Source organism: Prauserella flavalba, from assembly GCF_003202235.1.
In the GTDB taxonomy this organism is placed as follows: domain Bacteria; phylum Actinomycetota; class Actinomycetes; order Mycobacteriales; family Pseudonocardiaceae; genus Prauserella_A; species Prauserella_A flavalba.
On sequence record NZ_MASU01000007.1, the window covers coordinates 74267 to 85715 of the forward strand.

General features: G+C 71.2%; 15 protein-coding genes. 8 read left to right on the forward strand and 7 right to left on the reverse strand.

The features are described from left to right. Positions 1-34 precede the first annotated feature (34 nt). Positions 35-691 carry a potassium channel family protein gene (locus BA062_RS18825; RefSeq protein ID WP_110338511.1) on the forward strand — a complete coding sequence of 219 codons (657 nt, stop codon included), beginning with the start codon at positions 35-37 and terminating at the stop codon, positions 689-691. 4 nt (positions 692-695) lie between these two features. On the opposite strand, the gene BA062_RS18830 is transcribed toward BA062_RS18825, so the two are convergent. Continuing rightward, entirely contained in the window at positions 696-1448 is a 753-nt protein-coding gene (locus BA062_RS18830; protein WP_391361665.1) for a DUF3159 domain-containing protein, read from the reverse strand. 16 nt (positions 1449-1464) lie between these two features. Beyond that, a complete protein-coding gene (locus BA062_RS18835; RefSeq protein ID WP_110338513.1) occupies positions 1465-1842 on the reverse strand; it encodes an OB-fold nucleic acid binding domain-containing protein in 378 nt (125 codons plus the stop codon). A 116-nt stretch (positions 1843-1958) separates the two neighbouring features. Between BA062_RS18835 and BA062_RS18840 the strand changes: the two genes are divergently transcribed. Beyond that, on the forward strand, positions 1959-2678 hold the full coding sequence (locus tag BA062_RS18840) for an alpha/beta fold hydrolase (RefSeq protein ID WP_110338515.1): 720 nt from the start codon (positions 1959-1961) through the stop codon (positions 2676-2678). 9 nt (positions 2679-2687) lie between these two features. Here the strand turns inward: BA062_RS18840 and BA062_RS18845 are convergent, their stop codons facing one another. Beyond that, positions 2688-3377: a DUF3710 domain-containing protein gene (locus BA062_RS18845; protein ID WP_110338517.1), complete on the reverse strand. Its 690-nt coding sequence runs from the start codon at positions 3375-3377 to the stop codon at positions 2688-2690. Next, the gene (gene dut / locus BA062_RS18850; RefSeq protein ID WP_110338519.1) at positions 3377-3841 is read right to left on the reverse strand and encodes a dUTP diphosphatase; all 465 of its coding nucleotides are present in this window, start codon (positions 3839-3841) and stop codon (positions 3377-3379) included. Before dut ends, BA062_RS18845 begins: the two co-directional genes overlap by 1 nt. A gap of 24 nt (positions 3842-3865) precedes the next feature. On the opposite strand from dut, the gene BA062_RS18855 reads away from it, so the two are divergent. Further along, a complete protein-coding gene (locus BA062_RS18855) occupies positions 3866-4360 on the forward strand; it encodes a DUF3093 domain-containing protein (protein WP_110338521.1) in 495 nt (164 codons plus the stop codon). 110 nt (positions 4361-4470) lie between these two features. Here BA062_RS18855 and BA062_RS18860 read toward each other — a convergent pair whose 3' ends face one another. Next, positions 4471-4779: a DUF4193 domain-containing protein gene (locus tag BA062_RS18860; protein ID WP_009153915.1), complete on the reverse strand. Its 309-nt coding sequence runs from the start codon at positions 4777-4779 to the stop codon at positions 4471-4473. Positions 4780-5228: 449 nt separating this feature from the next. Here BA062_RS18860 and cei point away from each other — a divergent pair, with 449 nt between their 5' ends. Then, positions 5229-5912 (forward strand): envelope integrity protein Cei, encoded by a 684-nt coding sequence (cei, locus tag BA062_RS18865; protein WP_110339046.1) that lies wholly within the window; start codon positions 5229-5231, stop codon positions 5910-5912. 74 nt (positions 5913-5986) lie between these two features. Here the strand turns inward: cei and BA062_RS18870 are convergent, their stop codons facing one another. Beyond that, positions 5987-6823, reverse strand: coding sequence for an inositol monophosphatase family protein (locus BA062_RS18870; protein ID WP_245959898.1), 837 nt, complete (start codon positions 6821-6823; stop codon positions 5987-5989). A gap of 72 nt (positions 6824-6895) precedes the next feature. Between BA062_RS18870 and ppgK the strand changes: the two genes are divergently transcribed. Then, complete coding sequence (ppgK, locus tag BA062_RS18875) at positions 6896-7657, forward strand: polyphosphate--glucose phosphotransferase (protein ID WP_110338523.1); 762 nt, start codon at positions 6896-6898, stop codon at positions 7655-7657. A 173-nt stretch (positions 7658-7830) separates the two neighbouring features. Continuing rightward, positions 7831-9240, forward strand: a complete 1410-nt coding sequence (locus tag BA062_RS18880) for an RNA polymerase sigma factor (RefSeq protein ID WP_110338525.1) — start codon at positions 7831-7833, stop codon at positions 9238-9240. A 55-nt stretch (positions 9241-9295) separates the two neighbouring features. Here BA062_RS18880 and BA062_RS18885 read toward each other — a convergent pair whose 3' ends face one another. Further along, positions 9296-9502: a hypothetical protein gene (locus tag BA062_RS18885; protein ID WP_110338527.1), complete on the reverse strand. Its 207-nt coding sequence runs from the start codon at positions 9500-9502 to the stop codon at positions 9296-9298. A gap of 110 nt (positions 9503-9612) precedes the next feature. On the opposite strand from BA062_RS18885, the gene BA062_RS18890 reads away from it, so the two are divergent. Both BA062_RS18890 and BA062_RS18895 read left to right on the forward strand, forming a co-directional pair. Next, a complete protein-coding gene (locus BA062_RS18890; protein ID WP_110338529.1) occupies positions 9613-10788 on the forward strand; it encodes a sensor histidine kinase in 1176 nt (391 codons plus the stop codon). Further along, a complete protein-coding gene (locus BA062_RS18895) occupies positions 10785-11423 on the forward strand; it encodes a response regulator (RefSeq protein WP_110338531.1) in 639 nt (212 codons plus the stop codon). Before BA062_RS18890 ends, BA062_RS18895 begins: the two co-directional genes overlap by 4 nt. Positions 11424-11449: the final 26 nt, after the last annotated feature.

The window sequence follows — 11449 nt, forward strand, 5'->3', positions numbered from 1 at the left end:
GACTCACGCCACCGACTTCCAGCGGAGGACACTGATGCGCGTCGCGATCGCGGGTGCCGGCGCCGTGGGCCGGTCCATCGCGTCGGAGCTGATCGAGGCCGGGCACCAGGTGATGCTCATCGAGCGGCAGTCCGGCCAGTTCACGCCGGGCACGGTCGAGCAGGCCGACTGGGTGCTCGGTGACGCGTGCGAGGTGTCGACGCTCGAGGAGTCCGGCATCCAGCTGTGCGACGTGGTGATCGCCGCGACCGGCGACGACAAGGTGAACCTCGTGGTGTCGCTGCTGGCCAAGACGGAGTTCGCGGTGCGCCGCGTGGTCGCCAGGGTCAACAACCCGGCCAACGAGTGGCTGTTCAACGACAGCTGGGGCGTGGACGTCGCCGTGTCGACGCCGAGGATGCTCGCCGCGATGGTCGAGGAGGCCGTGAGCGTGGGAGACCTGGTGCGGCTCATGACGTTCCGGCAGAGCCAGGCCAACCTCGTGGAGCTCACGCTGCCGTCGGAGACGCCGCTGGCGGGCACGCCGGTGCGCGACCTGGCGCTGCCCCGCGACGCCGCGCTGGTGACGATCCTGCGCGGGGACCGGGTGATCGTGCCGCAGCCGGACGATCCGCTGGAGCCGGGTGACGAGCTGCTGCTCGTCGCCGCCGCCGACGTGGAGCCCGACGTGCGCAAGGCGCTCGGGTACTGAGCCGCTACTGCGTGCCGGGTGCGGGGCTCTCCCCGTACTTGACGCGCAGCCGCGCCTCGATCTCGGCGTCCGTGAGCTCTTCCTCGGTCTCCAGCTCCTTGAGCCGCTTGTCGGAGCGGCGCACGGCCCACACCACGACGAGCAGCGCGAGGCCGTACAGCGGATAGCCCATCGCGATCTTGGCGAAGGCCAGCCAGCCCGTGTAGTCCTCCTCGTACAGCCAGCGCTGCACCACGAACCGGGCCGCGAACACCGCGGCGAGCGCGAGCGTGGCGACGTCGTAACCGAGGCGGGAGGGCTTGTCCTTGCGCCAGGCCATGCCGCTGCCGTTGAGGTAGCTCCACACGACACCGGCGAGCGGCCAGCGCACCGCCACGGACAGCACGAGCGCAGCGCAGTACACCAGGCTCGCCCAGATGCCGAACAGGAAGAAGCCCTTGGCCGAGCCCGTGCGGTAGGCGATGAACGCGGCGATGGCGACGCCGAAGAACCCGGAGATCGCCGGCTGCAACGGCTCCTTGCGCACGACCCGCAGTACCGTGATCAGCACGGCGCTGCCCAGTGAGCTCCAGATCGCGACGGACAGGCCGAAGAGGCTGTTCGCGAGGACGAACACGATCACCGGGACCGACGAGTAGATCAGCCCCGAGACACCGCCCATCTGCTCAAGCAGCGTCGGCTCGCGCTCGGGCTCCGCGCCCTGCTTGGCGGCGTCCTTCGCCTCGGTGGTCCGTTCGGGCTGATCGGGCTCAGTCACGCGCGAAAACTCTCACTCAGGTGGTCTGCAACAGTTCGTAGTACGGGTTGTACAGCACCTTCTGACCGTTGCGTTCGGCCATCCGGCCGCGGACCTTGATGGTGCGCCCCGGCTCGATCCCGGGGATCCGGCGCCGGCCGAGCCACACCAGCGTGACCTCGTCCGTACCGTCGAACAACTCCGCCTCCAGAGTGGCGGCTTCGCTGGCCGGACACAAATCAACACTCCGTAACCGGCCCAGCACGGTCACTTCCTCGCCCGACCGGCAGTCACACGCGCGCTGTGCGCCACCGGCCTCTGACTTCTCGGAAAGGTCGTCGGCGTCCAGCTGCTCGATGTCACTGGTCAGTTTGCGAACCAACCGGCTGAAGTAGCCGCCCTCTTTGGCGGACATAGGCGCCTGCTCCTGTGCTCCGGGGCCCCCGACTTGATTGGCCCGTGCGTATTCAGCGTAGCTCTGTCGCAGCAAGGGAAGCCGACTTCCGCCAGTATCGCAACGTGACCTCCGTTATGCCGAGATCAACCGCCGTCGTCCTGCCCGGAACAGGGTCGGACGAGGTTTTTGTCCGTTCCGTTTTCGAGGGTCCGCTGGGGGCGCTGGGTGTCGGGTTCGTGGCCCCGCCCCCGCCACCCGGCGACGCGGTGGTGACCGGCTGCCTCGGTCTGCTCGACGAGTGGGCCGAGTCGGTGGAGGGACCCGTGCTGGCGGGCGGGATCTCGCTCGGCGCCCACCTGGCGGCCGAGTGGGCGCTGCGCAACCCGGATCGGTGTGCGGGGGTACTGGTGGCCCTGCCAGCGTGGAACGGCGACCCCGGAGAGGCGCCCGCCGCCCTCGCGGCGAGGGCCTCGGCCGAGTTGGTGGAGCGCGAGGGCCTCGAGGCGGCATTGGCCACGTCCACCCAGGGCGTCGCGCCGTGGCTCGCCGGGGAGCTCGACCGGGCGTGGCGCAGGCACGGCGACGGGCTTGCGGGCAGTCTGCGCTCCGCCGCCGCCCACCGCGCCCCCGAGCTGCACCGGCTGCGCGCGCTCGACGTCCCCGTCGGCATCGCGGCGTGCGTGGACGATCCGGTGCACCCCGTGTCGGTGGCGCACGCCTGGGCGGCCGCGCTGCCCAGGGCCAGCGTGTGCGAGACGAGCCTCGCGGCGTTCGGCGCCGACCGCGAGGCGCTCGGCCGGGCCGCGGTGCTCGCGTGGCTGCGGGCGCTCACCGCGGGGCCGTCCCGGCCCTGACGGTGGGACTCAGCCCTGCTGGGCCTGCCGCTCGGCGATGTGCGCCGCGATGGACTCGGGCAGCGTGATCGGCAGCGGCGTGCGCACCGGCATCGGCGAGTCGCCGCGCACCACGATCGACTCCCGCACGATGTCCCGCAGCACCATCGGCGCCTGCGCGGCCTGCGACTGCGGGCCCGCGATCACGCCACGCAGCATCCAGCGCGGGCCGTCCACGCCGACGAACCGCAGCGCCACCTCGCCGACGATCGCCGACAGCTCGGTCCCCCACTCGCCCCGGCCGGAGGTCACCTTCGCACCATCGGCCCGCAGCTGCTCGGCCAGCTCGGCGCTCACGTCCGTCCACAGCCCGCCCGAGCGGGGCGCCGCGTAGGCGCTGACGGTGACCTGGCCGTGGGCGGTGACGATGTGCACCGCGCGGACGTTGCCGCTCTGCTGGTCCATCTCGACCTGCACCTGCGAGCCGTCCGGCACGGGCACGCGCACGGACCCCAGGTCCATGCGCGGGCGCCCGTCGTCGGGGGCGTCGGCGACGTCGTAGGGCCCCGTGACGGGACCGTCGTCCTCCGCCTCGATGTCCGTGTCGTCGGCGTAGCCGTCGTAGCCGTCGTAGCCGTCGTGGTCTTCGTAGGCCGCGTCGTCGGTGTACTCGTCGTCCCGCGCGCGCCCGGCCTTGCGCTTACGCCCGAAAATCCCCACTACTTCTCCGTTCCGAGGGCCGCGTGCCCACCCGTCGAACCGTATCCGCCCGCGCCCCGTTCCGTGCCCTCCAGCTCGGCGACCTCCACGAACTCCGCGTGCTCGACCCGCTGCACCACCAGCTGGGCGATCCGGTCACCGCGCGACAGCTCGACCGGTTCCTTCGGGTCGTGGTTCACGAGGCACACCCTGATCTCGCCCCGGTAGCCGGAGTCGATGGTTCCCGGGGTGTTGACGATCGAGAGCCCGACCCGCGCCGCGAGGCCGGACCGGGGGTGGACGAACCCGGCGTAGCCGGGCGGGAGCCCGATCGCGATGCCCGTGCCCACGACGCCCCGCTCCCCCGGCTGCAGGACCACGTCCGACGTGGTCACCAGGTCGGCTCCGGCGTCGCCGGGCCTGGCGTAGGCGGGGAGTGGGACACCGGGATCGAGGCGGGAGAGCAGGACCTGCACGCTGGACACGACACGCGAGACTACCCTGACGTCGTGAGCAGTAGTACACGTACGCGAGCGAAGGCGGCCCTGGCGCACTCGGAGCGCCTGTACCTGTCGTGGTGGGGCTGGCCCCTGCCGCTGCTCGGCGGGGCGCTGCTGGCCGCCGAGATCCACATGGGCTACCCCGGTGTCCGGGCGTGGCTGCCCTACGTGATCCTGCTGCCTGTCGTGGTGGTGCTGCTGCTGGGCATGGGCAGGCTCACCGTGTCGGTCACCAGCGGCTCCGAGCGGGAGCTGTGGGTGGGCGACGCGCACCTGCCGCTGCGTTTCGTCGGCGAGGTCGAGGTGATCGGCAAGGCCGCCAAGCGCAAGGCGCTCGGCCCCGAACTCGATCCCGCCGCGTTCGTCGCCCATCGCGGGTGGGTGCCCACGATGGTGCGGATCCACCTCACCGACCCCGAGGACCCCACGCCGTACTGGCTGATCAGCACGCGGCATCCGGAGCGGCTCGCGGAGCTGCTGCGCGGGCACGGCGAAGCCGGCTGAGCGTTCACGGGTACGAAACAGGGTGGCCGAGCGCACGCTCGACCACCCTTTCGTAGAACCCCAGCCCCTCCCGGTGCCGTCACCCCCGCGCGAGGCGCCTGCGTCGTCCGTCAGGCGCAGTCGCGGCAGATCAGCCGTCCACCCGACTCCTCGGCCAGGCGGCTGCGGTGGTGCACCAGGAAGCACACCGAACAGGTGAACTCGTCAGCCTGCTTCGGCACGACCTTGACGGTCAGGTCCTCACCCGACAGCCCCGACAGGTCGGCCCCCGGAAGCTCGAAGTTCTCGGCGGTCGCGTCCTCGTCCACGTCGACCACGCCGGACTGCGTCTCGTTGCGCCGCGCCTTGAGCTCCTCCAACGAGTCTTCGGCAAGCTCGTCGGCTTCGCTGCGGCGCGGAGCGTCGTAGTCGGTCGCCATTGTCCTTCACCCCTGCGATCAGCTTCGATATCAGTACTTCGGACACCCGAGCCCGCCGCTCGTGAGTCCTTCGTGCCGCTGGTCAACGTTCCAGCGCCCGTGTTTGTGCCCGAAAAGACAGTGAGGGTCGTCTCTATCCCGAGACACTCACTTCCCGCCCGGAGCCCGGAGAGGGTAGCCCACGGCGTACCCCAACTCGAAACAGGTCACCCAAGGCCTGAAATACGTCACCCAACAGGGCTAATCCCGGGTCGAACGGTACGGTGACCCATTCGGGGTGCACCGCGGTATCGGGCGGCTGGCCGGCGGCATGGTTCGCTTGCCCGCACGGCGCCCGCGTGGTGCCATCCGATGGGGCTTTCCGCTGCTCAGCCTGTAACGCCTAGGCTGATCAGCAACGACGTGTCTGGCGAAGGCGTGTGCGGACGGGGATCGGAAGGGACGGCGCGGTGGTGTCGGGGAACGGGGGCTTCCGGAGCGGGCGGGTCAAGCCGTACCGGAAGTACAAGCCGCTGCCTGCCCTGATCGTGATCGGGGTGCTGGGGCTCGTGGCGGCGTTCGTGTGGGTGAACGCCATTTCGTCGAACACCGACCTCGAAGAGGCGATCCGGTGTCAGCCGTCGCCGACTCCGACCGGAGGCGTCACCTACACCCCGCAGCCCCACGACGCGCTCGACGCCACGCAGCCCACGCCGCCGGACCGCGTGGCGGTGCGGGTGCTCAACGCGAGCGGCACGCGCGGCCAGGCCGCGATGACCACGGAGGGTATGCGCCGGCTCGGGTTCACGCAGATCGCCGAGCCGGAGAACGACCCCGCCTACGCCAGCGCCGAGGCGAACTGCCACGGCCAGATCCGCTACGGCGCCAACGGCGAAGGCGCGGCGCGCACGGTCGCGCTGGTCGATCCGTGCCTCGAGCTGGTGCGGGACAACCGGCAGGACGCGACGGTGGACCTCGCGATCGGCACCGCGTTCAACGACGCGCGGCTGACCACGGCGGCACGGGACGTGCTCGACCGGCTCAACGCGTGGTCGGCGCAGAACCGCGGCACCGGCGATTCGGAACAGTCGACCGGCAGGGGCCCGACCATCGACCAGGCCCTCCTCGACCAGACCCGCCCCGAGCACTGCTGAGCCAACGGCCCCCAAGGCCACCTTGGTTGCGTTGAACGCAACCAAGGTGGCCTTGGGGGCCGATCAATGGGTGGTCAGACTCCGCCCGCGCCGCATTTGACGACGGCGGTGCGCAGTGCGTCGGCGATGGAGGGTGCCGCCGCGAGCGTGCCGTCCACGCCCAGCTCCGGGTCCTCCCCCGGCAGCGAGACGACCGCGCCTGCCTCGGCGGCGATCAGGGCGCCCGCCGCCCAGTCCCAGCGGTGCAGCCCGTGCTCGAAGTACGCGTCGGTCCAGCCTGCCGCCACCGCGCACAGGTCCAGCGCCGCCGAGCCGGGCCTGCGGATGTCGCGCACGTGGCCGAGCAGGCCCGCGACCAGCTCCGCCTGACGGGCCCTGCGCTCCGGCACGTAGGCGAACCCGGTGCCGAGCAGCGCCAGATCGAGCCGCTCCGGCTCCGACACCCGCAGCGGCCTGCCGTCCAGCCACGACCCTGCCCCGCGCGTGCCGGTCCAGCGCCGCCCGCTCACCGGCTCGACGACGGCACCAGCCACGGACACGCCGCCGACCTGCGCCGCGACGGAGACGGCGAACTCCGGGAGCCCGTAGAGGAAGTTGACGGTGCCGTCGATCGGGTCGACGACCCACGTGACGCCGTCGCCCGCCCGGCCACCCTCCTCCTCGCCCAGTACCGGCTCCCCAGGGCGCAGCTCGGCGAGCCGGGTACGGATGAGCTGCTCCGACTCGCGGTCGACGGCGGTGACCACGTCGGTGGCGCTGGTCTTGGTGTCGACACTCACGGCGCGGCCCGCGAGCATGGACTCGCGGGCGCGCAGGACGAGCCCGGCGGCCTCGGCGGCGACCTGCTCGGCGACGGTGGTCAGGGCAGCGGCCTCGGCTGCGTCGAGTTCGGTGGCTTCGAAGGCTCCCACGCCACCATGGGACCACACCCGGCTACAGTCTCGGCCAATGGCTTCTGAATCGAATAGGAAGGGACGACGCCAATGACGGCGACCCGGGGTTTCGGCATCGACATCGGCGGCAGCGGCATCAAGGGCGCCCTTGTCGATCTGGAGAAGGGCCAGCTGATCGGCGACCGGCTGCGGATCGACACGCCGCAGCCGGCGACGCCTGGCGCCGTCGCCGAGGTCGTGGCCGAGATCGTGGCCCACTTCGGCTGGGACGGCCCAGTCGGCATCACGCTGCCCGCCGTCATCAAGAAGGGCGTCGCGCAGACCGCGGCGAACATCGACCCGAGCTGGATCGGCACCGACGCGGACGCCCTGTTCGCGAAGCGGCTGGGCAGGCACGTCGACGACGTCGCCATGCTCAACGACGCCGACGCCGCGGGCATGGCCGAGATGCGCTTCGGCGACCCGGCCGGGCGGCACGGCGTGGTCGCGCTGCTGACGTTCGGCACCGGCATCGGCAGCGCCGTGTTCCACGACGGCAAGCTCGTGCCGAACACCGAGTTCGGCCACCTGGAGGTCGACGGGCACGACGCGGAGAAGAAGGCCGCCGCGTCGGTGAAGGACAACGAGGGCCTGTCGTACCCCGAGTGGGCCAAGCGCGTCGATCGTTATCTGACTGTGCTCGAGAACCTCATCTGGCCCGACCTGTTCATCGTGGGCGGCGGCGTCAGCAAGAAGTCCGAGAAGTGGGTGCCGCTGCTCGACATCCGGACACGCGTCGTGGTCGCATCGTTGCAGAACAACGCCGGGATCGTGGGCGCGGCGGCGGCCGCCGTGGAGGGCATCGAGCACTGACCGCGCCGCCCCCGGAGGCACACCGGCTCGCCAGGCGAAAGTTGATCGCTGGCGACGCTGGCCCGCATCGTCGTTACAATGGAACACGGCCCTCGGCTGCGGGAGGTAAAACCGCAGGCCGGGGTATGTTCCCCGAATCTAAGGCAGCCGGGACGCATGCGTACCGGTTCGTCATGATCGACCGCTGTGAAAGGGCGTACGTGGCAGCCGCAAAGACCGCAACCCGAAGCGGGACGACGAAGACAACGAGCGCCGCCAAGGAAGCGACAGCCGAGGACAGCACGGCGGCCGCGAACGGCACGGCCACGGGTGCGAAGACCCCGGCGAAGAAGTCGGCCGCGAAGAAGGCGCCCGCGAAGTCCCCGAGGACGCGCAAGAGCGCCAAGTCGGACAAGCCGAAGACCAAGGGCGAGGACGGCGAGTTCAGCGAGGATGTCGACGCCGCCGATCTGGAGGACGTCGACCTGTCGGACCTCGACGTCGACGCGGTGGAGGTCGACGTCGTCGACGCGACCGTGACGGAGGAGGACTCCGAGGAGTCCGAGGCCGAGGAGGAGTCGGGCACGCCTGCCAAGGCCCGCTCGTCGAACGACCCCGACTTCGTCTGGGACGAGGAGGAGTCGGAGGCCCTGCGGCAGGCCCGCAAGGACGCCGAGCTGACGGCCTCGGCCGACTCAGTCCGCGCCTACCTCAAGCAGATCGGTAAGGTCGCGCTGCTCAACGCCGAGGAGGAGGTGGAGCTCGCCAAGCGCATCGAGGCCGGGCTCTACGCGGCCGAGCGGGTGCGGGTCGCCGAGGACGAGGGCGAGAAGCTCAGCACCCAGATGCGCCGCGACCTCAAGTGGATCGTGCGCGACGGCGAGCGGGCCAAGAGCCACCTGCTCGAAGCGAACCTCCGGCTGGTGGTGTCGCTGGCCAAGCGCTACACCGGCCGCGGCATGGCGTTTCTGGACCTGATCCAGGAGGGCAACCTCGGCCTGATCCGCGCGGTCGAGAAGTTCGACTACACCAAGGGTTTCAAGTTCTCCACGTACGCCACGTGGTGGATCCGGCAGGCGATCACCCGCGCGATGGCCGACCAGGCCCGCACCATCCGTATCCCGGTGCACATGGTCGAGGTGATCAACAAGCTGGGCCGGATCCAGCGCGAGCTGCTGCAGGACCTCGGCCGCGAGCCCACCCCTGAGGAGCTCGCCAAGGAGATGGACATCTCCCCGGAGAAGGTCCTCGAGATCCAGCAGTACGCCCGCGAGCCGATCTCGCTCGACCAGACCATCGGCGACGAGGGCGACTCGCAGCTCGGTGACTTCATCGAGGACAGCGAGGCCGTCGTGGCGGTCGACGCGGTGTCGTTCACGCTCCTGCAGGACCAGCTGCAGTCGGTGCTGCAGACCCTGTCCGAACGCGAGGCCGGCGTGGTGCGGCTGCGGTTCGGGCTCACCGACGGCCAGCCGAGGACTTTAGACGAGATCGGCCAGGTCTACGGCGTGACCCGCGAGCGCATCCGCCAGATCGAGTCCAAGACCATGTCGAAGCTGCGGCACCCGTCGCGGTCGCAGGTGCTGCGCGACTACCTGGACTGACGCGCCACCAGCAGGACCCCCTCACCCCTCGTGAGGGTTCCGGGCACCGGAACCCTCACGAGGGGTTCTTCTTGCGCCGGGCCGAGCCGATGGTCGCGAGCACCCCGCCGAGCACGGCCATCGCGATGCTGGCCGGGACGTGCAGCGGGTCCGGCAGCGTGTGCAGCTGCACGAACCAGCTCTCCGAGCTGCTGCCGGCGATCCGGTTGACGAGCCCGCCGACGCCCTGGACGACGAGCAGGATTCCGAGAACCTCGATCATGGGGCCCAGCCTGCGGCGGCGGGCGCGGCGAGGCATCGGCGAAGGGCACGAGGCCGCCGTCATCACTTGGGAGGACGCCGGGCTGCGGCGCGGTGTGCTGTGATGGTGACGTGCCATCGCACTTCCAGCCGCTTCGCAGGCTGCCGCGCTGGGGCCAGGACACGGTGATCGCCGCGGGCTACTTCGGGCTCGGCGGCGTGCTCTACTCGGCGGGCCTGCACTCGCTGCTCGGCGGTGGGCACATTCCGATGTGGACACGGTACGCGCTGCTGGGCGTGCTGTGCTCGCTGCTGTTGCTGCGCAGGCGCGCACCGGGGCTCCTGCTGTGCGTGGCGCTCGTGCCACTGGCCGTGGACGCCGCCCTCGGGGTCACGGTGCCGATGCTGCTGGCGTTCGGGGACGCGCTGTACGCGGCGACGCTGTACGGCTCGCGGCGGCTGAGCAGGGCGATGGTGACGCTCACGGCGGTGGGCGCCCTCGCGGCGTCGGTGATCGCGTTGCTGCTCGTGCCCGACTGGCGGATCGCGGTGCTCGTGATCGTGGTGTACACGCCGTTCGTGGCGATTCCGGTGTGGTGGGGTACCGACATCCGGTGGCACCGCGAGCTGACCGAGACCGAACGCGCCAACGCGGCGCAGCTGGCGAGGATCGCCGAGCTGGACCGCGACGCCGCCGTGGCGGCCGAACGTGCCCGCATGGCACGGGATCTGCACGACGTCATCGCCGGCCACCTGTCGGCGATCGCGCTGCAGTCGGAGGCCGCTCTGTCCACAACGGACCCCCAGGCCGCGAGGACGGTACTGACATCGGTGCGGGAGAACAGTGTGAGCGCGCTGGAGGAGATGCGGACGATGATCGGGCTGCTGCGGGACCACGGCAACGGGGAGGTGACCGCACCCGCCAGGCTCGCCGGGCTCTCCCGGCTCACCGAGTCGGCGCGGGCGAGCGGGATGCGGCTCGACGTCCACACCGATCTCGACCCGGCCACGCCGCTGCCGGCGGCCGTGGACCTCACCGCGTACCGGATCGCGCAGGAGGCGCTGACCAACGCGGTCAAGCACGCGCCCGGCGCGAACGCGACGCTCACGATCCGGCACGCCGACGGCGTGCTCACGGTGGAGGTCACCAACGAGCTCACCGGTTCCGCGCGTGCGGGCGAGGCCGGGACCGGGCTGCTGAGCATGCGGGAACGGGCTGCCGCCGTGGGCGGGTCGTTCGCGGCGGGGCCCGGCGGGCGGGGCTGGCGCGTGCACGCCGCGCTGCCGGTGCCGGAGGCCACGGCATGAGTATCCGTGTCGTCGTCGCCGACGATCACGGCGCGATCAGGGCAGGCATCGTGATGATCCTCTCCGGCGCCGAGGGGATCGAAGTGGTCGGTGAGGCCGCCGACGGCGCCGCGGCGGTCCGGCAGGCCCGGGCACTCAGGCCGGACGTGGTGCTCATGGACGTGCGGATGCCCGACGTCGACGGCATCACCGCCACGCGCCGGCTCGTCGGCGAGAACCTGGCCGAGGTGCTGGTGCTCACGACGTTCGACCTCGACGAGTACGTGTACGGCGCCCTGCGGGCCGGTGCGGCCGGGTTCCTGCTCAAGTCGGTCGAGGCGCCCCGGCTGGTGGAGGCCGTGCGGCTGGTCGCGGCGGGCGAGGGCGTGGTGGCCCCGCAGGTGACGCGCAAGCTCATCAGCGCGTTCGCCCGGAGCTCGCCCGCACCGCCTCGGCCCGCGGGCCTGGAGCACCTCACCGCCCGGGAGCGCGAGGTGCTCGCGTGTCTCGGCGAGGGGCTGTCGAACGCCGAGATCGCGGCGAAGCTGTTCATCGGCGAGACCACGGTGAAGACCCACGTGTCGCGCGTGCTGACCAAACTGCACCTGCACTCGCGGGTCCAGGCCGCGCTGCTGGCCAGCGAGCTGGGTGGTTGAGCGGTATCACGTTGCCGAGCGGCGGT

Coding starts and splice junctions, on each gene's coding strand:
- BA062_RS18835 (WP_110338513.1), bottom strand. CDS start 1,842: ATGTCCGCCAAAGAGGGCGGCTACTTCAGCCGGTTGGTTCGCAAACTG.
- BA062_RS18860 (WP_009153915.1), bottom strand. CDS start 4,779: ATGGCGACCGACTACGACGCTCCGCGCCGCAGCGAAGCCGACGAGCTT.
- BA062_RS18825 (WP_110338511.1), top strand. CDS start 35: ATGCGCGTCGCGATCGCGGGTGCCGGCGCCGTGGGCCGGTCCATCGCG.
- BA062_RS18840 (WP_110338515.1), top strand. CDS start 1,959: ATGCCGAGATCAACCGCCGTCGTCCTGCCCGGAACAGGGTCGGACGAG.
- ppgK (WP_110338523.1), top strand. CDS start 6,896: ATGACGGCGACCCGGGGTTTCGGCATCGACATCGGCGGCAGCGGCATC.
- BA062_RS18880 (WP_110338525.1), top strand. CDS start 7,831: ATGATCGACCGCTGTGAAAGGGCGTACGTGGCAGCCGCAAAGACCGCA.
- BA062_RS18895 (WP_110338531.1), top strand. CDS start 10,785: ATGAGTATCCGTGTCGTCGTCGCCGACGATCACGGCGCGATCAGGGCA.
- BA062_RS18885 (WP_110338527.1), bottom strand. CDS start 9,502: ATGATCGAGGTTCTCGGAATCCTGCTCGTCGTCCAGGGCGTCGGCGGG.